Below are 21,228 nucleotides of genomic sequence, written 5' to 3'. Positions count from 1 at the left end.
CCCGCGCCGACAGCACGGCGGGCCACCGGCCCCTCACAGAACCGAAAGAGGGACCAGTGCGTTACATCCTGCGCAACCTGGGCTTCTACCTGCTCGCCTTCTGGGCTTCCATCACCCTGAACTTCCTGCTGCCCCGCTTCATGCCGGGCGACCCCGTCTCCCGGATGTTCGCCCGCTCGCAGAGCCAGATGCAGCCGGAACAGATCGACCAGATCCGCCGGCTCTTCGGCCTCGACCACCGGCCGATGTGGGAGCAGTACATCGACTACATCAAGGATGTCTGCACCGGGAACATGGGCATCTCCCTGTCCCGCTTCCCGACGCCCGTCTCCGAGGTCATCGCCTCCCAGATCGGCTGGACCCTGCTGCTCGGCGGTACCTCGCTGGTCATCGCCGTCGTCATCGGCAACCTGCTGGGCATTCTTGCCGCCTGGCGCCGCGGCGGCGTCCTCGACTCGGTGTTCCCGCCGCTGCTCGTCTTCGCCGGCTCGTTCCCTTACTTCTGGCTCGCCATGGGCGCGCTCTATCTGTTCGGCATGACGCTGGGCTGGTTCCCGATGCGGCACGCCTTCGACGTCGGCTTCACCCCCGAACTGTCCTGGGCGTTCATCTCCAATGCGGCCACACATCTCGTGCTCCCCGCACTGACGATCGTCCTCGTGTCGATCGGCGGCTGGATGCTCGGCATGCGTAACACCATGATCGCGACGGTCGCCGAGGACTACATCACCATGGCAGAGGCCAAGGGTCTCAGCCCGAACCGGATCATGTTCCGGTACGCCGCACGCAACGCGATGCTGCCGTCCGTCACCAACTTCGGCATGGCGCTCGGATTCGTGGTCGGCGGCGCGCTGCTCACCGAAGTCGTCTTCGCCTACCCCGGCGTCGGCTTCCAGCTGCTCGCCGCGGTCCAGGGCCTCGACTACCCGCTGATGCAGGGCATCTTCCTCACCATCACCGCCGCCGTGCTGGTCGCCAACTTCCTCGTCGACCTCGTCTATGTCCGTCTCGACCCGCGTGTGCGCGTCCGCTGAGCGGCTGAGAAGGAGAAGACCCCCATGAGTGTCCTCGACTCCCACACGGAGCAGGCCGCACCGCCGGCCGGCACACCCTCGGCCGATATCCCGGCCACCCCCGGCGCGGCCGCACCGGACTGCTGCGCGCGCTCCTGGCCAACCGCAAGGCACTGTTCGGCGCCGTCGTCCTGGTCCTGTTCGTCCTGCTCGCGCTGCTGGCCCCGCTGATCGCACCCGGCGACCCGTCGAAGATCAACAGTCAGGGTGCATCGGCCCCCTCGGCGGAGCACCTCCTCGGCACGACCGCCAAGGGCCAGGACGTCCTCGCCCTCACCCTGTGGGGCGCGCGCAGTTCGCTGTTCGTCGGCTTCTCGGTCGGCCTCGCGGCGACCGCACTCGCCGTGCTCGTCGGCATGGCCTGCGCCTACTTCGGCCGGATCGTCGACGACGTCCTGTCGCTCGTCACCAACATCTTCCTGCTGGTGCCCGGCGTACCGCTGCTGGTGATCCTCGCCGCGTTCATGCCGCCCGGCACCGCGACCGTGATCCTGGTGCTGGTCGTCACCGGCTGGGCGGGCTCCGCCCGGGTGCTGCGCGCCCAGGCCAAGTCGATCCGCGGCAAGGACTTCGTCGCCGCCTCCGTCGTCACCGGTGAGAGCGCCGTACGGATCATGTTCAGGGAGATCCTGCCGAACATGGCCTCCGTCGTCATGACGACCCTGCTGGGCTGCGTCATCTTCGGCATCGGCGCCCAGGCGGGCCTGGAGTTCCTCGGCCTCGGTGACGCGAGCGTCGTCAGCTGGGGCACCAACCTCTACTGGGCGGGCAACGACGGTGCGCTGATGACCGGCGCCTGGTGGGTGTTCGTCCCTTCCGGTCTGTGTATCGCCCTGGTCGCCTTCGCCCTCGCGATGGCCAACTACGCGGTCGACGAGATCACCAACCCGAGGCTGCGCGCCCGCCGCACCAAGACCACCAAGACCGCCAAGTCCTCCACGACTTCCTTGAAGAAGGGCTGAACGATGACTTCGTCCTCTCACCAGCCTGTGCTGGATGTACAGAACCTCCGTGTCGAGTACCGCGGTGACGGCCGCAGCGTCGTCGGCGCCGACAACGTCTCCTTCACCATCGGAGCCGGCGAGATCTTCGGACTCGCGGGGGAGTCCGGCTGCGGCAAGTCGACGGTCGCCAACGCCGTGATGCGCCTGCTGAAGCCGCCCGCGCAGATCACCGGATCGGTCACTTTCAAGGGCCGCGACATCCTCGCGATGGACGCGAAGGAGCTGCGCGCGTTCCGCTGGCGGGAGATCGCCATGGTGTTCCAGTCCGCGATGAACTCGCTCAACCCGGTCCTCACCATCGGCGAGCAGATCGGCGACATCTTCACCACCCACGAGCGGATGAAGAAGCGCCACGCCCGGGAGCGCTCCGGCGAACTCCTCGAACTCGTCGGCATCGACCCGGCCCGGCTGAAGTCCTATCCGCACCAGCTGTCCGGCGGGATGCGCCAGCGCGTCGTCATTGCGATGGCCGTAGCCCTGAAACCGTCCCTGCTCATCATGGACGAGCCGACCACCGCCCTCGACGTCGTGGTCCAGCAGGAGATCATGGCGCAGATCGGCGATCTCCAGCGCGAGCTGGGGTTCTCCGTTCTCTTCATCACCCATGACATGTCACTGATGGTCGAGCTCTCCCACCGGATGGGCGTCATGTACGGGGGCCGGCTCGTCGAGCTCGCGGCGGCGAAGGAGATCTTCGCCGATCCTCTGCACCCGTACACCCGGGCGCTGATGAAGGCGTTCCCGCCGCTGACCGGTCCGCGGACCGAGCTCACGGGCCTCGCCGATGTGCCGCGTACGGGACAGAGCTGCGGCTTCCACGCCCGCTGTCCCGACGGCCGCTCGGACTGCTCGACGAACATCCCCGACCTGCGCGAGGTGGCCACCGGCCGGTTCGTCGCCCAGACCAGTGGAGGCGCGCGATGACGCCCACGGCCACCACGACCCGTGCCCCGCTGATGAGTGTGCGCGGGCTCACCAAGGACTTCCGGATGGGCGGACTGTTCTCCCGCGACCGCCACCGGGCCCTCAACGCCGTCGACCTGGACATCCCGCACGGCCGGATCGTCGCCCTCGTCGGCGAGTCCGGCAGCGGCAAGTCCACCCTCGCCCGCTGTCTCGCACGGCTGGAACAGCCGAGCGCGGGGCAGGTCCTGCTCGACGACCAGGACGTCCTCAAGACCCAGAAGCGGGGCGCCTCGCGTGCGTACCGCGGCGCGGTCCAGATGGTGTTCCAGGACCCCTTCGGTTCCCTCAACCCCGTCCACCGCGTCGAGCACTTCCTGCGCCGCGCCCTGCTCGTGCACGGGCGCCCCGCCGGGGAGAGCGAGCTGCGCGAGCTCATGACCACGGTCGGTCTCACCGAGGACATGCTCCAGTCCTATCCGCACGAACTCTCCGGCGGTCAGCGCCAGCGTGTCGCCATCGCCCGCGCCCTCGCCGTCGATCCCCGGCTCGTCCTCGCCGACGAACCGACCTCGATGCTCGACGTCTCCGTACGCGTCGGCATCCTCAACCTGATGCGACGGCTGCGTGACGAGCACTCCATCTCGATGCTCTACATCACGCACGACCTGGCCTCGGCCCGCTATGTCGCCGACACGACCCAGGTGCTGTTCGCCGGTGAACTCGTCGAGGGCGGCGACTCGCTCGCCCTGATGGACCAGCCCGCCCACCCGTACACCCAGCTCCTGCTCTCCGCCGTGCCCGACCCCGAGCGGACCGAGCCCTACGACCCTGCCCTGCGGGCCAGGCTGCGCGCCGCCGTACTGACGCCGGAGACCTGCCCGTACGAGGACGAGGGCACCTGCAGCCGCACGGAGCCCGTCCGCCATGTCGTCGGCGAGGACGACGAGCAGCCGCACTGGGTGCGCTGCCACCTGTATGCCCCCGCCACGCCCACCGCGCGCCGCGTCCTGACCGCGGCCACCCCGGAAGCCGAGAACGTCTGATCATGACCCACGACCTCACCCTGCCCCGCGCCCGCCACGAGGACGCGCCGAAGGGCCTGGCCGAGCGTGCGGCCCTCGACCCGCACCGGCCCCGCTTCCACTTCACCGCCCCCGGCGGCTGGCTCAACGACCCCAATGGACTGTCCCATTGGGACGGCGTCTACCACCTCTTCTACCAGTACAACCCCCTCGCCGCCGCCCACCACCGCATCCACTGGGGCCACGCCACCAGCCGCGACCTCGTCACCTGGACCGATGAACCCGTCGCGCTCGTCCCCGGTACGGAAGGCCCCGACCGCGACGGCTGCTGGTCCGGTGTCCTCGTCGACGACGGCGGCACCCCGACCCTCGTTTACTCCGGCCGGCACGGGGAGCACGAACTCCCGTGCGTGGCCATCGGATCGCCCGATCTGCGCAGCTGGCGCAAGGACCCCGCCAACCCGGTGATCGCCGCCCCGCCGGAGGGCGACATCACCGCCTTCCGCGACCACTGCGTCTGGCGCGAGAACGGCGTCTGGCGCCACCTCGTCGGCTCCGGTATCCGCGGTACCGGCGGCACCGCCTTCCTGTACGAGTCCGAGGACCTGCGCGACTGGCGGTACGTCGGCCCCCTCCTCACCGGCGACGCGAGCACCGGCACGGCCGCCGACCTCGACTGGACCGGCACCATGTGGGAGTGCGTCGACCTCTTCCGGCTCGACGGGACCGACATCCTCGCCTTCTCCGCGTGGGACGAGGGCACCACGCACTACCCGCTCTACTGGACCGGCACCTACGAGGGCGACACGTTCGTCCCGCGCGAGCTGCACCGGCTCGACTACGGGCAGCGGTACTTCTACGCCCCGCAGTCCACCCGGGACGCACTCGGCCGCCGCATCATGTTCGGCTGGCTCCAGGAAGGACGTGACGAGGACGCCATGGCCGAGGCCGGCTGGTGCGGGGCGATGTCCCTGCCCCGCGTCGTCACCCTCGGCAGCGACGGCAGCCTGGTGCAGGCACCCGTCCCCGAGCTCGCGCGACTGCGCCGCGACGCCGTACGCACCGGCCCGTTCACGGTCACCGACGGCACCCGCGTACAACTCGACGACGTACGCGGCGACCAGCTGGACATCGAGACGACCCTGCGGCTCGCCCCGGGCGCCGTCGCCCGGCTCGTGGTACGGGAGTCCGCCGACGGCTCCGAGCGGACAGTGATCGAAGTGGCGCGCGCCGAGGACGGCGCGGGCACCCTGCGGCTGTGCCGCGAGGCGAGCAGCCTCGACTCGTCCGTCGACGCCGAACCCCGGTACGGGGAGCTGCCGTTGAACGGCGACGGCGTGGTCGACCTGCGGGTGCTTGTCGACCACTCTGCGCTGGAGATCTTCGCCAACGGCCGGGCGCTGGCCGCCCGGATCTACCCGACCCTTCCCGATGCGCTCGGCGTGGGCGTCGCAGCAGTCGGTGAAGTCGCCGTGGAGCGGCTCGACGCCTGGCAGATGGCCGCCGTCTTCGACGGCCCCCGCCCGCTCTGGCCGTGACACCTTTCCCCCTTCTTCGCTGTACTTCACCTGAGGAGACGACGATGTCCATCTCTCGGCGTGCGATCCTGTCGACGGTCGGCCTGACGCTGCTGACCCCGCTGGCCGGAGTGGCCGGCCCGGCCTCGGCTTCCCCATCGGCTTCGGCTTCGGCCAAGGCCCGCCTGACATCGCTGACCGGTGATCTTGCGGCGATCCCCGATCCGCTCGCAGTCACCGGCACCTGGTCCCGTACCGCAGACGGCGGACAGCGGGTGGTGACGGGGTCCGACCGCAATGCTGTCGCCCTGTCCGAGCAGCGCATCGGAGCCGTCGCCGGGTACACGGCCCGCATCACCGTCGACGCCGGATCGCCGCAAGCGGTCGGCTCGTTGGTCGTCCGGGCCACCGACGACGGCTCCGCCGGATACGCGGCGAGCCTCGACCCCCACCTGGGCCGGGTCCGCCTCTTCGACCTGGCGACCGGCCGCGATCTCGCGCCGCCCGCCGAGGTCACCGCCGTGCCCGGCACCGGCTACTTGCTCGAAGTCACGCTGGACGGCCCGCAGTTGACGGTCTCCGTGGACGGCGTCCAGGTCATCGCCGCGCAGGACACCACGTACGAACACGGAGCCGCCGGGCTGCACGCCTACAACGGCACCGTGCTCTTCGGGGTACCCGGCGTCCGTACCGTCACCACCACGGCCACCGGCTGGACCACAACCGGTGGCACCTGGAACGCCACGGCATTCGGCTGGCTCGCCCAGGCCCCCGCCGACACCAACACCCGTGCCATGGCGGCCACCCGGGTGTACGACACCTCCTACCAGGCCGACGTCCAGATCCACGATCCGTACGCCGTCGCCGCCCTGCTGCTGCGCACCGACGCGGGGGGCACCTCCGGCTACGGCGTCCAGATCGACCCGAACCAGAACCGGCTGCGGCTCTACCGCATCGACGGGGACACCACCCTCGGCACCTACAGCACACCCATCGAGGCCGGGAAGGTCTACCGCATCCTGGTCAGGGCGGACGGGAAGCGGCTCACGGTCCGCTGGCAGACCGACTTCATCGCCCCCGACGGCTACGCACCGGTGATCACGGCCGAGGACGCCACGCACACCGCCGGGCGGCTCGGCGTCCAGGCGTACAATGGCTCGGTCTCCTTCGAGAACGTCGCCGCCACCGACCTGGTGACGGACCTTCAGGGCTGGTCGGCCGTGTCCGGCCGCTGGACCCCCGACCTGCGTGGCATCCGGGCCGAGGGCGCCGGTGCGCTGCGGATCGCACCCTTCCCGGGCGGCGACACGCTGCTGAGCGCCGATGTCCTCCTGGCGGGGGCGGCGACAGCGGGCCTGGTGGTCCGTGCGGACCGGACGGGTGCGGGAGGCTACGAGGTACGCCTCGGCGCGAACGGTGTACGCCTTCTGGACCGCAAGGACGGAAGTGTCCTCGCCCAGGCCGCACCACCCGTACGCCCCTTTGCTGCAGGCTCCACCTACCGCACCGAGGCACGCGCTCTGGGCAGGAGACTCACCGTGACGGTCGACGGCGTCCAGGTCCTGACCGCCACCGTGTCCCGCACCGGCGGAACCGCCGTCGGGCTGGCGGTGACCGGGGGAACGGCCGTCTTCCAGGAGGTCCGTGCGCGCACTCCGCAGACGTACTACACGGACGCCTACCGGCCCGCGTACCGCTACACCCAGCTCGCCTCGCGCACCAGCGACCCCAACGGACTCGTCCGGTACAAGGGCGAGTACCACCTCTTCCACCAGGACGCCGGCCAGTGGGCGCACGCCGTGTCCACCGATCTGCTGCACTGGCGTGCCCTGCCCGTCGCCCTCCCCGTCTCCGAATTCGGCCACACCTGGTCCGGATCCTGCGTGGTCGACGCCGACGACGCCAGCGGACTCTTCGGGGGCCGCTCCGGGCTGCTCGCCTTCTACACCAGCTACCACCCGGACAAGCCCGGCGGGAACCAGTCGGTGCGTCTTGCCTCCAGCAAGGACAAGGGCCGCTCCTGGCAGTGGTACGGCACCGACCCCGTCGTACAGAATCCGGGCGGCCCGGACGGCGGCTGGGACTTCCGTGACCCGAAGGTCGTCCGCGACGAGGAGCACGGCCAGTGGGTGATGGTGGTCTCCGGCGGCGATCATGTCCGCTTCTTCACCTCCACCGACCTGCTGCACTGGACCCACAGCTCCTCCTTCGGCTACGGGGACTGGGTCGTCGGCGGCGTCTGGGAGTGCCCGGACCTGTTCCCGCTTCCCGTCAACGGCGAGCCGGACCGGGTGCGTTGGGTGCTCGCCCTGTCCACCGGAGCGGTCCGCGGGACGGACGGCTCGGCCGCGGAGTACTTCCTCGGCGACTGGGACGGCGCCACCCTCACCACCACCAACACGGCGGGCACGCCGCTGCGCGCCGAGGCGGGCCGCGACTACTACGCCGCCATGACCTTCGCCGGACTGCCGGACGGCCGACGCGTCCAGCTCGGCTGGCTCAGCAACTGGGACTACGCGTTCAGCGCACCTACCGGCGAGTGGAACGGCCAGCTGTCCATTCCGCGCGAACTCACCCTCTCCGACAAGGGACTTGTCCAACACCCCGTCGCCGAGACCGAGACCCTGCGCAAGGACAGCACCACCGTCAGGGGAGTCACCGTGCGCCCCGACTCCGCGAACCCGCTCGCAGCCGTCCGCGGGCGCTCGTACGAGATCGAGGCCGAGATCGCCCTGCCGGATACCGGTTCCGCCACCGAATTCGGCTTCCGGCTCCGGACCGGGGGAGACCGGCGGACCGTCGTCGGTTACGACGTCGCCGCCGGCCACCTCTTCGTGGACCGTACGGCCTCCGGCATCTCCGATTTCACGGAACACTTCGCGGGGCGGACCACCGCTCCGCTGCCGCTCGACACCACCGACGGTGAACGACGCCTGCGCATCCGGCTGTTCATGGACACCTCCTCGGTCGAGGTGTTCGGCGGCGAAGGACAGGTCACGATCAGCAGCCTCCTCTTTCCCGAACCGGACGACCGGGGCATGGCGTTCTATGCCGGCGGAGGCTCCGCCCGCATCGTCGCGCTGACCGTGCACCGGCTGGCGGACGTCTTCCGGGTGACGGACACCGGAGAGGAGACCGACGCGAGCCCCGGCGGCGGAGAATTCCGCAGCAGTGGACTCGGCGACCTCACCGTTGTTCCCGCCGGGCACTGGGAGACCACCGGCGCCGGCCGCACCGGGGTTTTCGACCGGGACTCGACCGCCGTCTCCACCACCGAGTACGGCGATCTGGAACTGACCACGCTGGTGCGGTTCGGCGGACCGGACGGGACCAGCGGCGCTGGTTCCGTACTGCTGCGCGCCTCGCCCGACACCACCGACGGGTATGCCGTCAACCTCGACCCGAACCTGCGGACGGCCCGGCTGTTCCGCAAGGACGGCGGGCAGACGACCGTACTCGCCGAAGTGCCCCTGCTGCTGCGCACCGGAACGAGCCTTCCGCTGCGGATCAGGGCCCGGGGCAGCCGGATCGAGGTGTCCATCGATGACCGGCCGGTCATCGATGTGACGGACACCCGGTTTACACGCGGCAGGATCGGGCTCAATGTGTTCGGAGGCCGCACCGCCTACCAGGACACCTTCGTCACAGCACTCCAGGAGACCCCAGCCTCATGACCGACAGACTCGACCTGCTGGTCATCGGCGAATGCGTCGCCGACATCGTCCGGCTGCCGGGCGCGGCCGATCAGGTCCACCCGGGCGGCAGCCCTGCCAACGTCGCCTACGGTCTGGCCAGGCTCGGGCGGAACACCACCCTGCTCACCCAGCTCGGCCCGGACGACAACGGGCGGCTGATCAGGAACCGTCTGACAGCCGCCGGGGTGGAGGTCCGCAGCGACGGCGCCACCGCGCCCACCCCGTCCGCCGCCGTCACCCTGGACGACGGCGGCCGGGCCACGTACGTCTTCGAGATCACCTGGACCCTGGCCCCCGGGACACCCCCACGGTCGCCGCACCACGTCCACACCGGTTCCGTCGCGGCGGTGATGGAGCCGGGCGCCGCGTCCGTCCTGGCCGGCGTCAAGGCCCTGCGGGAATCCGCGACGGTCAGCTACGACCCCAACGTGCGCCCGGAACTGATGGGCGACCACGCCACCGCCGTACGCGGGGTCGAGCGCCTTGTCGCGCTCAGCGATGTCGTCAAGGCCAGCGACGAGGACCTGGAGTGGCTGTATCCGGGGGAGGATCCCGAGGACGTCGCCGAGCGATGGCTCGCCACCGGCCCGGCCGTCGTCCTCGTCACCCGCGGGGGAGACGGCGCCCTGGCCGTCCTCCCCGGCGGGCCGGTGGCGGTCGGCGCACCGCGCACGGACGTCGTGGACACGGTCGGGGCGGGCGACGCGTTCATGTCGGGCACCCTGCACGCCCTCGCCTCGCACGGGCTGCTCGGCCCGGACGGCCGGGAGCGCTTGCGAGCCCTGGACCGGGCCACCGTCACCGACGTCCTGCGCCACGCCGCGGCCTCCGCCGCCGTGACCGTCGCCCGGGCCGGTGCCAACCCGCCGGACGAACCGGAGCTCCGGGCCGCACTCGCCCGGTTCTGATCCGGACGGGCAGGACGGTGTCACCTCCCCGCCCACCGTGGAGGGGCGTGACACCGGGCGCGCGCCCTCGTGTGCGTCGTCACGGGGTGCAGGCCTCGGCGATCGACAGGCTGTTCTCGTAGAGGTGGTGCCGGGTGATCCGGCCGTCCTCGGCGGTGAGGTGCAGCGCGAACGGGCCCTCGAAGGACTTTCCCGTCGCGCGTACGGTCCCCGCCAGACGCCCCAGCAGGACGGCCTCGGTGCCGTCGATGAGGAAGGTGTCCACACAGGCGCGCGCGTCCTCGGGCACACAGTGCTCCATCAGCTCCGTGAACTGCGCCGCGCAGTCGGCGGCGGTGGACCGCGGGCGGATCCACGGGACGCCGGGGTTCTCGGCGAGCAGCCAGTCGACCTCCTCCGCGAACAGCGCGACGAGCCGCCGGGTGTCCCCGGCCAGGCGGGCGGCGAGGAAGTCCCGTACGACGGTCCGGGTGGCCTCGGCGACGGAATCCGGGGCGGTGGTGGGCGTGACGGACATGGCGCTCTCCGGGTGGCTGCGGACGGATCCGGCGGGGGTTCCCGTGGATGCGCCCGATCCTGCCGGGGGACGGGAGGCCGGTCGATTACCTGCGGGGTAATGAGCCTCCGGGAGGCGCCGCCCCTAGGCTCCCCGCGCGCCGTGACAGCTGGGGCGACGGCCCTACCCCCGGTCTGCGGAGCCGTCGACATCGCGTTCCGGTGGAGGGCATCCCCTCACACGCACCAGGAGCCGGCGTGTCGATGGCGTTCGCTTCCCCGTCCGGCCCGTCCGATCCGTTCGGTGACCTGCTGAACAGGTTCTTCGGCATGTCGCCCGCCTCCTCGCCACCGGCCGTGCAGCGGGTGCCGATCGGGCGGCTCCTGACCGAGTAGTCGCACGAACCCCTCGGTCTCGCCACCCGGCGGGCCGTCGAGGACGGCACGTCCGACCTCGACACCGAGTACCTCCTGTGGGCTGCCACGCCGGTCGAGCCCGCGCGGAGGCTGATGTCGGAGGGCGGCGCGGACCCCGACACGCCGGCCGCCCGGATCGCCGAGGTGCTGCCCCGGGAGCCGAGTCCTGCGAGCCGTCCTCGGAACCGGGCCTCACCCCGGCGGCGAAGCACACCCTCGCCACCGCCTACGCCCATTCCCAGGCGGCGGGGTGTCCTGCATCGGACCCGAGCACATCCTCGGCGCACTCCTCGGCGACGCCGACTCCGGTGCGCCCTCTGCGGTGTGTTCATGGCCTGGGCGGCGCTCCACCTGATGTACGTCACGCGGTACGCGTACATCTACTACCTGCCGGACGGGGGCGGGATCGACTTCAACACCGACGACCCGCCCCGGTACAGCGACTTCCTCTACTTCAGCTACAACCTCGGGATGACGTACCAGGTCTCCGACACCGACGTCTCCAGCTCCACGATCCGCGCGATCTCCCTGCGGCACTGTCTGCTGTCCTACGTCTTCGGGGCCAGTGTCCTGGCGACCACCATCGATCTCGTCGCGGGAATCGTCACGCGCCGACCGGGGGAGGGAGCCCTCGCGTCACGGTGCCGTATACCCACCCGCTCTCCGGCCGGTGACGCTCAACCGGACGGCGTGGCCGGGGGCCGAACCCCGAACCACTGCGCGGCGCCGAACTCCTCGAACCGCTCGGCCTCGGCGAATCCCAGCTTCGCCGCGAGGCGCATGGAACGGTCGTTGGCGAACTGGGTGCAGAGCACCACCGGCTCGCCGGGAAGTGCCTCGGTGAACCAGGCGAGTGCCGCCCCGCACGCCTCGGCCGCGTACCCGCGCCCCCACGCCTCCGGCAGGAACATGTACCCGAGCTCGGCCTCCCCGGCATCCGGACGCAGGTGCCCCGGGCGCCCGGCGTCACGTCGATCGAGCGAGACCGTGCCGATCATCGCTCCGTCGAGATCGATCACGAAGAGGCCCGGGCGCTGCCCGGGGACCCCGGGCACCGCGCGTTCGAGCTCGTCACGCGGCCGATGGCCACCGAGGTAGGTGCCCACCTCCGGCGAGGCGAACAGCTCGACGAACGCCGCACGGTCCCGGGCCTCGGACTCGCGGAGCACGAGCCGTTCGGTCCGTATCGGGGCAGGTGGCCAGGTGACGGGTCCCAGTCCGGTCATGGCGGGCAACCTATCGCACGGTCCGGAACAACGATGGCGCCCGGGCCCCGATCGCCTCGGCGGCGACAAGGCGTGAAACTCCCGCCGCAGGGCCGGGGATTCGGTTTCACGATCGAGCGCCGATGCCTCCCCGGGGCCACCGGCCTGTCCGGCGCGATCTGCCGGACAGGCCGGTGGCGACCGGCACGTCGCAGCAGTCAGGGTTGGGGGGTGAGGTATCCGCCCATGGTGGTGAAGTATTCGGTGGCGGGGAGTTCCTGGCCGTTGTGGGTGCGGACTCGTGTGATGGCGAGGCCGTGGTTGTTGCCGGTGCGGGCGTCGTTTCCGGTGACGATGACGACGCCGTTGTTCTCGCGGTAGAAGATGCGGCCGGGGGTGCCGCCGTAGCGGTTTTCGGAGACGGTGGCGGTGAGGATTTCGAGGCGTTGGCCTTTGTGGAAGGTGTAGGCGGTGGGGTAGGGGTGGGACTGGGCGCGGACGAGGCGTTCGAGGTCGTGGGCGGGCCAGTTCCAGTTGATGCGGATGTCTTCGGCGGAGCGTTTGTGGAAGAACGTGGCTTTGGTGCGGTCCTGTTTGGTGAATTGGGTGTGTCCGGCGGCGATGAGGCTGAGTGCGCCGGTGGTGACGGGGCTGATGAGGTCGACGGTTTTGTGGAAGAGGTCGGTGGCGGTGTCGGTGGGGGCGACGGGGATGGCTTCCTGGAGGACGATGTCGCCGGCGTCGAGTTCGTCGTCCATGAGGTGGGCGGTGACGCCGACTTCGGGTTCGTTGTTGATGAGGGCCCAGATGAGGGGGGAGAACCCGGCGTATTTCGGCAGGAGTGAGTCGTGGATGTTGAGGGTGCCGTGGCGGGGGAGGTTGAAGATGTGCGGGGGGATCCAGGTGCGCCAGTTGTTGGCGACGATGATGTCGGGGTCGGCTCCCTTGAGGCGTTCGAGGAGTTCTTCGTCGTCGGGGCGGTTGCGGATGAGGACGGGGATGCCGTGTTCCGCGGCGAGGTCGGCCACGGAGTCGGACCAGATTTTTTCGTAGGCGTGTTCGCTCTTGGGGTGGGTCACGACCAGGACCACGTCGTGCTCGGAGTCCAGGAGGGCTTGCAGGGTGCGGTGGCCCCAGGTCTGGTAACCGAACATGACGACCCGCATGGGTTCTCCTCAGCGTAGGAAATGACCCGAGACAGTAAAGCAAGGCTTACCTAAGGATGCAACGGCGGTGCGAACTGCCCCAGTTGGCGCCCTTCGGTGACCCGCTCGTCCGCTCTGTCCTATCGACAGCTTCGAGAGATTAGCTTAGGCTCACCTAAATTGCAGTGGGCCGCTCCGTCGGCGTGCCCGTCTATCGCACCTTCCCCCACGCCTGACAGGCGGCTTCCCCGCACGATGGGAGTGACATGTCACAGGTTCTTCCTGGCGACGCACCACTGGTACACGACCTCATTGGCATCGGCTTCGGGCCGTCCAATGTGGCCATGGCGATCGCGATCAGCGAGCACAACGCGCGTGCTGGCACGCAGGAGGCAGTCACCGCTCACTTCTTCGAGCAGCAGCCGCAGTTCGGCTGGCACCGCGGCATGCTGATCGACGACGCCACCATGCAGGTGTCCTTCCTCAAGGACCTGGTGACGCTCCGGAACCCGACCAGTGAGTTCAGCTTCCTCTGCTACCTGAAGAGCAAGGGGCGGCTGGTCGACTTCATCAACCACAAGAACCTCTTCCCGCTGCGGGTCGAGTTCCACGACTACTTCGAGTGGGCCGCGGCCCAGGTCGACGACATGGTCTCCTACGGCAACGAGGTCGTCGGGGTCACACCTGCCGTGCGTGACGGTGTCGTGGAGTACATGGACGTGACGGTCCGGTCGGGCGAGGGTCTCGAGGTCCACCGGGCCCGCAACCTCGTCATCGGCACCGGACTGCGCCCCCTCATGCCGGAGGGCATCGAGCGCGGCGACCGCGTCTGGCACAACTCCGACCTGCTGGCGAAGGTCGCCGGGCTGGAGGGCACCTCGCCCTCCAGGTTCGTCGTCGTGGGCGCCGGGCAGAGCGCCGCCGAGAACGTCGCCTACCTGCACCGCGTCTTCCCCGAGGCCGAGATCTGCGCGGTCTTCTCGCGCTACGGCTACAGCCCCGCGGACGACAGCAGCTTCGCCAACCGGATCTTCGACCCCGAGGCGGTCGACCAGTACTTCACGGCGCCGGACGAGATCAAGCGCAAGCTGATGGACTACCACGGCAACACCAACTACGCCGTGGTGGACATCGACCTCATCGACGACCTGTACCGCCAGGCGTACCAGGAGAAGGTCCTCGGCACCGAGCGGCTCCGCTTCCTCAACGTGTCCCGGCTCGCCGGGGTGGAGGAGACGCCGGAGAAGGTCCGGTCCACCGTGAAGTCCCTCGTCACGGGTGAGGAGACCGATCTGGACGCCGACATCGTGGTGTTCGCCACCGGCTACAGCCCCGTCGACCCCCTCGGCCTCCTCGGCGAGGTCGCGGACCGCTGCCTCCGCGACGACGCGGGCCGGGTCCGCGTCGAGCGCGACTACCGCATAGCGACCGACTCCGACCTGCACTGCGGCATCTACCTGCAGGGCGGCACGGAGCACACGCACGGCATCACGTCGTCCCTGCTGTCCAACACCGCGATCCGGGTCGGTGAGATCCTGGACTCACTGCTCGACCGGGGCGTCAAGTCCGCCCCCGACGAGGCCCGGCGTGTCGAGGAGACCGGCAGCGCGGCCCGCTAGTCCGCCGGCGAGTCCAGTTCCCCGCCCGCCACCGTCGCGTACGCCGGGCGGAGCTCCGGATCCGCGCCGCGAACGCCCTGCCGGGGGACCGGGGCCGATGCGGGTACGAGGTGCCCGACCGGCCGTGCGCCCCCCGCGGATCAAAGGGATAACGTACGTCGACATGAGCACGACTGCAGTTGAGCGCCCTGCGCAAAAGGGGCCAACAGAGGCCCGCCGGAGGCGGGTTGTGGGTCTGATCGCACTGGTGGTGATCCTGGTGGCGGCAGGGGCGGTGTCGTTGGCCGTCGGTGCGCGCGCGCTGAGTCCCACCGAGGTGTGGCACGGGCTGTTCGCCGCGCCGGAATCCGACCAGCGGCTCACCGAGATCAGGCTCATCGTGCAGACCGTACGGGTGCCCCGGACGGTGCTCGCGATCGTCGCCGGCATCGCTCTGGGCGTCGGCGGGGCACTGATCCAGGGGTACACACGCAATCCGATCGCGGACACGGGCCTGCTCGGGGTGAACTCCGGTGCCTCGTTCGCCGTGGTTTCGGTGATCGCGGTGTTCGGGTTCACCGATCCGTTCCAGTACGTCTGGTTCGCCTTCCTGGGGGCGGCGGCCGCCGGTGTCGTCGTCTTCGGACTGGCGAGCATCGGCCGCGGAGCCGGCAACCCGCTGACGCTCGCACTGGCCGGGCAAGGGGTCACGGTATTCCTCGCCGCGATGACCACGGCCGTCTCGCTGACGGACCGTAAGTCGCTCAACGCTCTGCGGTTCTGGAACGCGGGCTCCGTGGACGGTGTCGGATTCGACATCATCTGGCCGGTGACCGTGTTCATCGGGGCAGGGCTGCTGCCGGCGCTGATCATGCTGCCCACCCTCAACCTGCTCAACCTGGGTGACGACGTGGCACGGGGCCTCGGTGTGAACATCGCGGTGAGCCGGACCGTCGGCATCGTCGCCATCACACTGCTGGCGGGCGCGGCGACGGCGGCCTGCGGTCCCATCGCGTTCCTCGGGCTCATGGTGGCCCACGTGGCGCGGTATCAGACCGGGCCGGACTACCGCTGGCTGGTGCCCTACGCGGGTCTGCTCGGGGCCATCGTCCTGCTGGTCTGTGACATCGTGGGCCGACTGGTGGTGCGGCCGGGCGAGTTGGACGCGGGGGTCGTCGTCGCACTCCTCGGCGCCCCGTTCTTCGCGGTTCTGGTGTGGCGAGGAAAGTTCAGGAACGCATGAACAAGACAGATGTGAAGCGATCGGTGGCGCCAGGTGTGCGCCTCGGCCCGGTGTCCTTCGTGTGGCGTCCCTGGCTCGTGTTCCTCACGGTGCTGCTGACGGCGGGGACCTTCCTGCTGTTCTGCCTCTCCGTCAGCATCGGGGACTTCCCCATCGGACTGTCCCGGGTCGTCGCCACGGTCCTCGGCCGGGGCGAACAGTTCGACGAGTTCATCATCATGGATCTGCGGATGCCGCGCGCCATGGCCGGGCTCGTCGTGGGCATCGCGCTGGGAGTGTCCGGGGCGATCACCCAGTCCGTCGCGCGCAACCCGCTGGCCAGTCCCGACATCCTGGGGATCACGACGGGCGCCGGAGCGGTCGCGGTGTTCCTGGTGACGGTGTCGGGTGGCGCCGCCGCGGCGGTCGTCAGCGCCGTGGGCATGTCCGCCGCGGCCCTCGCGGGCGGTCTCGGCACGGGGCTGCTGGTGTACTTCATGGCGTGGCGGCGCGGGATCGACGGCTTGCGGCTCATCCTCATCGGCATCTCGGTCAGCGCCGTGATGCAGGCGATCACCACCTGGCTGCTGGTCACGGCCGACATCAGGGACGTGGCCCGGGCCCAGACCTGGCTGGTCGGCTCGCTGGACAACCGTTCGTGGGACGAGGTCGGGATCGCGATCCGGTGCACGCTCGTCCTCATGGTCGTCATGGCGGGCGCCGCCTTCCAGTTCAAGCCGCTGCACCTCGGCGACGAGGTCGCCGCGGGCCTGGGCGTCCGCTACACGACGGTGCGCGCGATCCTGCTGCTGTGCGCGGTCCTGCTGGCCGCGGTGGCGGTGAGCGCGGCGGGCCCGGTCCCGTTCGTCGCCCTGGTGGCGCCGCAGGTGGCGATGCGTCTGGCGAGGTGCCCGACGCCGCCGATGGTGGTCTCCGGCCTGGTCGGAGCGCTGCTGCTGATCGGTTCGGACCTGGTCGCGCGTACGGCACTGCCGGTGACCCTCCCCGTCGGTGTGGTCACCGCCGCGATCGGCGGCCCCTTCCTCGTGTACCTGCTGGTGCGCGCGAACCTCAGATAGATCATGCGAAGGCTTCCGCAATCCGAACAGAGGGGGGCACGTGTCCGCTCGAACCATCACCGAGATCGCGTCCGGGACAGATGACGTCGCACGGCTGGCAGCCAAGGGCGTCACGGTCGGGTACGGCAGCCGGACCGTCATCGACGAACTCGACGTGGCGATCCCGTCCGGGGTGATCACCACCATCATCGGCCCCAACGGCTGTGGGAAGTCGACCCTGTTGCGCACCCTGACACGGCTGCTCAAGCCCGCCGCCGGCTCGGTCGTGCTGGACGGCGAGGACATCGGCAGGCTCAGGACCCGGGACGTGGCGAAGAAGCTCGGCCTGCTGCCCCAGGCGCCGGTCGCGCCGGAGGGGCTGACCGTGTCCGACCTGGTCGCCCGGGGGCGCCACCCGCACCAGAGCTGGCTGCGGCAGTGGTCCTCGGACGACGCCGACGTCGTGGAGCGCGCGCTGGCCATGACCGGGGTGTCCGAACTGGCCGACCGCCCGGTCGACTCGCTGTCCGGCGGACAGCGTCAGCGCGTATGGATATCGATGACCCTGGCTCAGGGCACCGACCTGCTGCTGCTGGACGAGCCGACCACCTATCTGGACCTGGCGCACGCGATCGACGTCCTCGACCTGGTGGACGACCTGCACGAGTCGGGTTGCACGGTGGTCATGGTGCTGCACGACCTCAACCTGGCGACGCGCTACAGCGACAACCTCGTGGTGATGAAGGCGGGTTCGATCCTCGCGCAGGGGCACCCGCGTGAGGTGATCACCGCCGAGCTGCTGCACGAGGCGTTCGGGCTGCGCGCCAAGGTGATCGACGACCCGGTGGGCGACCGTCCGCTGATCGTTCCGATCGGCCGTACGCACGTCCAGATCAACTGAGCTACGAGTAAAGGAAATAGCCATAGTTAGGCTAGGCTAACCTCACTGCCGCAGGATAAGGTTTGGCTGCCCTTAGACGGGGGCACGTGGACAGCGCGAAAGCAAGGGATTCCCGGATGCTCCTCCATAGAACGACGACGGTTACGAAGTCCTGGCGGCGGTTGGCGGCAGTGGCGTCCGCCGCGGCGCTCGGCGTCGGCCTCCTCGCCGGATGTGGTTCCGGCACCTCGGACAAGTCGAGTGACAAGGCGAGCGAGAAGGCCCCGGCCGCCGCCGGCGTGTTCCCGGTCACCGTGGAGCACGCGTTCGGATCCACGAAGGTCGAGAAGACTCCCGAGCGAGTCGTCACCGTCGGCTACACGGACGACCAGACCGTCCTGGCGTTCGGCATCAAGCCGGTGGGCATGGTCGACCAGTACCCGAACCCGGCGGGTCAGTCGCCCGACATCAACACCCAGTGGCCCTGGGTGAAGGACAAGTGGGGCGACGCCCGCCCCGAGGTCGTCATGAAGAACGGCGACGCGGGCCCCAACTTCGAGAAGATCGCCTCCCTGCGGCCGGACCTGATCCTCGCGGTCTACTCCGAGGTCGACCAGGCCGCCTACGACAAGCTCTCCAAGATCGCTCCCACGGTGGGCCGCACCAAGGGTGAGAAGGACCTGTTCAGCGCACCGTGGCAGGACAACGCGGTCCACATCGCCAAGGCGCTCGGCAAGGAGGCGCAGGGCACCGCGCTGGTCAAGGAGATCCAGGGCAAGCTCGACGTGGCTCGCGAGGCCAACCCGCAGTTCGGAAAGGAGACCGCTGTCGCGGTGTCCTGGTACAAGGACTCCATCTCGGCCTTCACCACCACCGACGTGCGCGGCCGGCTGCTGACGGGCATCGGCTACAAGGGTGCGACCGAGATCGACAAGGTCGCCGACGGCGAGTTCTCCACCGCTCTGTCCCCCGAGCGCGTCGACCTGATCGACGTCGACCGCATCGTCGTCATCAACGACAAGGCGGACACGGACGCGCTGAAGAAGTTCGAACTGTTCAACAACCTGTCCGCGGTCAAGGCCGGCAAGGTCTCGTACCTGCTGGACAGCGAGGGCCCGGCGGTCGGTGCGGCCCTGTCCCAGGGCACGCTGCTGTCCATGCCGTACGGCATCGACGAGCTCGTCAAGTCGGTCGAGTAGAAGTGGTGATCACCCTGTTCCGCCCCTGGCCCGAACCGGTCCGCGCATGAGTGCCACCGACACGCGCGTCGCACCGGCGACCCTTCGCACGGCGACCGGACGCGAGGGTGCCCGATGGGTCGCGGCGCACTGCCGCGAGTTGCCCTGGCTGTCCTCTGCCACCGTGTTCACCACGGTGGCGGGGGCGGCGCTCCAGGTGCTCCCGGTACTCCTGCTCGGCCAGGTGGTCGACGGGGTGGTCGAGGGTGAGTCACGTTCGGTCCTGGTCACGATCGGGGCGTTGATGGTGGCCGCCGCGGTGTTCGGCGCGGCGGCCACCGCGATGTCGACGTACCTGATCGGGCGGCTGGGCGCGGATCTGCTCGCGCGGCTGCGGGAAGGCGCCGTCCGGGCGGTGCTCGGGATGCCGAGCGCCCGGATCGAGCAGGTCGGCCGGGGCGATGTGCTGTCCCGGGTCGGTGACGACGTCGCCGTGCTGTCCCGGGGCATCCGGACGGCCATCCCCACCGTGTTCTCGGCGGGAGTGCTCGTCGCCATCGCCACCATCGGCATGTTCGGCCTGGACTGGCGGCTCGGGCTGGCGGGCGCCGGCGCACTGCCGGCGTACGCGCTGGCCCTGCGCTGGTACCTGCCCCGGTCCGCCCCGCTCTACCGGAAGCAGCGGGTGGCCCAGGCCGACCGCGCGCAGGCCCTGATCAGCGGTCTGAACGGGATCGACACGGTCCGGGCGTACGGCCTGGAGGGCGCCGTCCGCGAGAAGGTCACCGACGAGTCGTGGCGGGTGCGGAACCTGGGCATCGAGGTGTTCCGGTTCTTCGGCCGGTTCGTCGGCAGGGAGAACCGCGCCGAGTTCATCGGGCTGGTGCTCATCCTCGTGGTGGGTTATGCCCTGTTGGAGTCGGACGCCGCCACGCTGGGCGAGGTGTCGGCCGCCCCGCTGATGTTCCATCGGCTGTTCACGCCGCTGGGCGCGATCATGTTCACCTTTGACGAGGCGCAGAAGTCGGGCGCCAGCCTGACCCGGCTGGTCGGGGTGCTGGGGGAGGACGCCGAGGACCGGCTGGTGGGCGACACCACCGTCGCGCAGGCGGAGGCCGCCCCGTACCCGGTGAAGGTGGAAGGGCTGACCTTCACCTATCCCGATACCGAGGACCCGGTCCTCAGGGACGTCGACCTGACGATCCCGGCGGGTGGTTCGCTCGCCCTGGTGGGGGCGACGGGCGCGGGCAAGTCGACCCTGGCCGCGCTGATCGCGGGCATCGGGACCCCGCAGGCCGGGTCGGTGCGCATCGGGCCGAACGACCTCGCCGAGCTGGACGAGGCGGGGGCGCGCGCCCTGGTGAGCATCCTGACGCAGGAGACGCACGTCTTCTCCGGTCCGCTCGCCGACGACCTGCGGCTGGCCGCGCCGGACGCGACCGACGCCGAGCTGATGAGCGCGCTGCGCACGGTCGGCGCCGACGCCTGGGCCGACGCGCTGCCCGAGGGGCTGCACACCAGGGTCGGCGAGGGCGGAGAACGGCTGGACGTCACCAAGGTCGCCCAGATCGCCCTGGCCCGGCTGGTGTTGGGCCGGGCTCCGGTGGTGGTCCTGGACGAGTCGACCGCGGAGGCCGGCAGCGAGGGCGCCGCGGAGCTGGAGCGGGCCGTACTGGCCGCGTGCGCGGGCCGCACCACGTTGTTCGTCGCGCACCGGCTGACGCAGGCGATGGCGGCGGACCGGATCGCCGTGCTGGACGCGGGCCGGGTCGTGGAGGAAGGGACGCACGAGGAGTTGGTGGCTCTCGGCGGCAGGTATGCGCGACTGTGGCGGGCATGGCGAGAGGGTAGTTAGGCAGTAGTTAGGCAACCCTTAGTTAGGCTAGGCTAAGCGTTATACCTTGG

The 21,228-nt window shown here is 70.1% G+C and carries 16 protein-coding genes and 3 pseudogenes; 16 read left to right on the top strand and 3 right to left on the bottom strand.

Annotated elements, in window-relative coordinates:
• Positions 1–56 precede the first annotated feature (56 nt).
• The 8 genes and pseudogenes from OG524_RS02070 to OG524_RS02035 all read left to right on the top strand — a co-directional run bounded on the left by OG524_RS02070 (position 57) and on the right by OG524_RS02035 (position 10,125).
• Complete coding sequence (locus OG524_RS02070; RefSeq protein WP_405392704.1) at positions 57–1,034, top strand: ABC transporter permease; 978 nt, start codon at positions 57–59, stop codon at positions 1,032–1,034.
• A 119-nt stretch (positions 1,035–1,153) separates the two neighbouring features.
• Positions 1,154–1,222 (top strand): annotated as a pseudogene (locus tag OG524_RS02065) (hypothetical protein); the annotation flags it as partial.
• A gap of 195 nt (positions 1,223–1,417) precedes the next feature.
• A complete protein-coding gene (locus tag OG524_RS02060) occupies positions 1,418–2,035 on the top strand; it encodes an ABC transporter permease (RefSeq protein WP_405808768.1) in 618 nt (205 codons plus the stop codon).
• Between the two features lie 3 nt (positions 2,036–2,038).
• Positions 2,039–3,001, top strand: a complete 963-nt coding sequence (locus OG524_RS02055; RefSeq protein WP_405392706.1) for an ABC transporter ATP-binding protein — start codon at positions 2,039–2,041, stop codon at positions 2,999–3,001.
• On the top strand, positions 2,998–4,026 hold the full coding sequence (locus OG524_RS02050) for an ABC transporter ATP-binding protein (protein ID WP_405808766.1): 1,029 nt from the start codon (positions 2,998–3,000) through the stop codon (positions 4,024–4,026). Before OG524_RS02055 ends, OG524_RS02050 begins: the two co-directional genes overlap by 4 nt.
• 2 nt (positions 4,027–4,028) lie before the next feature.
• Positions 4,029–5,543: a glycoside hydrolase family 32 protein gene (locus OG524_RS02045; protein ID WP_405392708.1), complete on the top strand. Its 1,515-nt coding sequence runs from the start codon at positions 4,029–4,031 to the stop codon at positions 5,541–5,543.
• A 44-nt stretch (positions 5,544–5,587) separates the two neighbouring features.
• On the top strand, positions 5,588–9,196 hold the full coding sequence (locus OG524_RS02040; protein WP_405808764.1) for a GH32 C-terminal domain-containing protein: 3,609 nt from the start codon (positions 5,588–5,590) through the stop codon (positions 9,194–9,196).
• Positions 9,193–10,125 carry a carbohydrate kinase gene (locus tag OG524_RS02035; RefSeq protein WP_405808763.1) on the top strand — a complete coding sequence of 311 codons (933 nt, stop codon included), beginning with the start codon at positions 9,193–9,195 and terminating at the stop codon, positions 10,123–10,125. The genes OG524_RS02040 and OG524_RS02035 overlap by 4 nt, the downstream gene beginning before the upstream one ends.
• A gap of 79 nt (positions 10,126–10,204) precedes the next feature.
• Here OG524_RS02035 and OG524_RS02030 read toward each other — a convergent pair whose 3' ends face one another.
• Positions 10,205–10,642: a nuclear transport factor 2 family protein gene (locus OG524_RS02030; RefSeq protein WP_405392711.1), complete on the bottom strand. Its 438-nt coding sequence runs from the start codon at positions 10,640–10,642 to the stop codon at positions 10,205–10,207.
• Between the two features lie 236 nt (positions 10,643–10,878).
• Between OG524_RS02030 and OG524_RS02025 the strand changes: the two are divergent.
• Positions 10,879–11,350: pseudogene (locus tag OG524_RS02025) on the top strand (Clp protease N-terminal domain-containing protein); the annotation flags it as partial.
• Positions 11,350–11,646, top strand: a pseudogene (locus OG524_RS02020) (DUF1345 domain-containing protein); the annotation flags it as partial. The pseudogenes OG524_RS02025 and OG524_RS02020, both read left to right, overlap by 1 nt.
• Before the next feature lie 68 nt (positions 11,647–11,714).
• On the opposite strand, the gene OG524_RS02015 reads toward OG524_RS02020, so the two are convergent.
• Together OG524_RS02015 and OG524_RS02010 are read right to left on the bottom strand one after the other, a co-directional pair.
• Entirely contained in the window at positions 11,715–12,263 is a 549-nt protein-coding gene (locus OG524_RS02015; RefSeq protein ID WP_405392712.1) for a GNAT family N-acetyltransferase, read from the bottom strand.
• A gap of 197 nt (positions 12,264–12,460) precedes the next feature.
• Entirely contained in the window at positions 12,461–13,408 is a 948-nt protein-coding gene (locus OG524_RS02010) for a methionyl-tRNA formyltransferase (RefSeq protein WP_405392713.1), read from the bottom strand.
• Positions 13,409–13,653: 245 nt separating this feature from the next.
• On the opposite strand from OG524_RS02010, the gene OG524_RS02005 reads away from it, so the two are divergent.
• The 6 genes from OG524_RS02005 (at position 13,654) to OG524_RS01980 (ending at position 21,178) form a co-directional block, all read left to right on the top strand.
• Positions 13,654–15,006, top strand: a complete 1,353-nt coding sequence (locus tag OG524_RS02005) for a lysine N(6)-hydroxylase/L-ornithine N(5)-oxygenase family protein (protein ID WP_405392714.1) — start codon at positions 13,654–13,656, stop codon at positions 15,004–15,006.
• Between the two features lie 163 nt (positions 15,007–15,169).
• Positions 15,170–16,228, top strand: a complete 1,059-nt coding sequence (locus OG524_RS02000; protein WP_405392715.1) for a FecCD family ABC transporter permease — start codon at positions 15,170–15,172, stop codon at positions 16,226–16,228.
• On the top strand, positions 16,225–17,286 hold the full coding sequence (locus OG524_RS01995; RefSeq protein ID WP_405808759.1) for a FecCD family ABC transporter permease: 1,062 nt from the start codon (positions 16,225–16,227) through the stop codon (positions 17,284–17,286). The genes OG524_RS02000 and OG524_RS01995 overlap by 4 nt, the downstream gene beginning before the upstream one ends.
• Positions 17,287–17,326: 40 nt before the next feature.
• On the top strand, positions 17,327–18,166 hold the full coding sequence (locus OG524_RS01990) for an ABC transporter ATP-binding protein (protein ID WP_405392717.1): 840 nt from the start codon (positions 17,327–17,329) through the stop codon (positions 18,164–18,166).
• 116 nt (positions 18,167–18,282) lie between these two features.
• On the top strand, positions 18,283–19,344 hold the full coding sequence (locus OG524_RS01985; protein ID WP_405392718.1) for an iron-siderophore ABC transporter substrate-binding protein: 1,062 nt from the start codon (positions 18,283–18,285) through the stop codon (positions 19,342–19,344).
• A 46-nt stretch (positions 19,345–19,390) separates the two neighbouring features.
• Positions 19,391–21,178 (top strand): ABC transporter ATP-binding protein, encoded by a 1,788-nt coding sequence (locus OG524_RS01980; protein ID WP_405808756.1) that lies wholly within the window; start codon positions 19,391–19,393, stop codon positions 21,176–21,178.
• Positions 21,179–21,228: the final 50 nt, after the last annotated feature.

This window comes from Streptomyces sp. NBC_01520, assembly GCF_045040375.1.
Lineage (GTDB): Bacteria > Actinomycetota > Actinomycetes > Streptomycetales > Streptomycetaceae > Streptomyces.
This window is presented reverse-complemented; position numbering and strand designations above follow the sequence as displayed.

What these genes read in the sequence shown, in the direction of transcription:
- OG524_RS02055 (WP_405392706.1), top strand. Translation starts at nt 2,039, where the DNA reads ATGACTTCGTCCTCTCACCAGCCTGTGCTGGATGTACAGAACCTCCGT.
- OG524_RS02050 (WP_405808766.1), top strand. Translation starts at nt 2,998, where the DNA reads ATGACGCCCACGGCCACCACGACCCGTGCCCCGCTGATGAGTGTGCGC.
- OG524_RS02045 (WP_405392708.1), top strand. Translation starts at nt 4,029, where the DNA reads ATGACCCACGACCTCACCCTGCCCCGCGCCCGCCACGAGGACGCGCCG.
- OG524_RS02040 (WP_405808764.1), top strand. Translation starts at nt 5,588, where the DNA reads ATGTCCATCTCTCGGCGTGCGATCCTGTCGACGGTCGGCCTGACGCTG.
- OG524_RS02035 (WP_405808763.1), top strand. Translation starts at nt 9,193, where the DNA reads ATGACCGACAGACTCGACCTGCTGGTCATCGGCGAATGCGTCGCCGAC.
- OG524_RS02030 (WP_405392711.1), bottom strand. Translation starts at nt 10,642, where the DNA reads ATGTCCGTCACGCCCACCACCGCCCCGGATTCCGTCGCCGAGGCCACC.
- OG524_RS02015 (WP_405392712.1), bottom strand. Translation starts at nt 12,263, where the DNA reads ATGACCGGACTGGGACCCGTCACCTGGCCACCTGCCCCGATACGGACC.
- OG524_RS02010 (WP_405392713.1), bottom strand. Translation starts at nt 13,408, where the DNA reads ATGCGGGTCGTCATGTTCGGTTACCAGACCTGGGGCCACCGCACCCTG.
- OG524_RS02005 (WP_405392714.1), top strand. Translation starts at nt 13,654, where the DNA reads ATGTCACAGGTTCTTCCTGGCGACGCACCACTGGTACACGACCTCATT.
- OG524_RS02000 (WP_405392715.1), top strand. Translation starts at nt 15,170, where the DNA reads ATGAGCACGACTGCAGTTGAGCGCCCTGCGCAAAAGGGGCCAACAGAG.
- OG524_RS01995 (WP_405808759.1), top strand. Translation starts at nt 16,225, where the DNA reads ATGAACAAGACAGATGTGAAGCGATCGGTGGCGCCAGGTGTGCGCCTC.
- OG524_RS01985 (WP_405392718.1), top strand. Translation starts at nt 18,283, where the DNA reads ATGCTCCTCCATAGAACGACGACGGTTACGAAGTCCTGGCGGCGGTTG.
- OG524_RS01980 (WP_405808756.1), top strand. Translation starts at nt 19,391, where the DNA reads ATGAGTGCCACCGACACGCGCGTCGCACCGGCGACCCTTCGCACGGCG.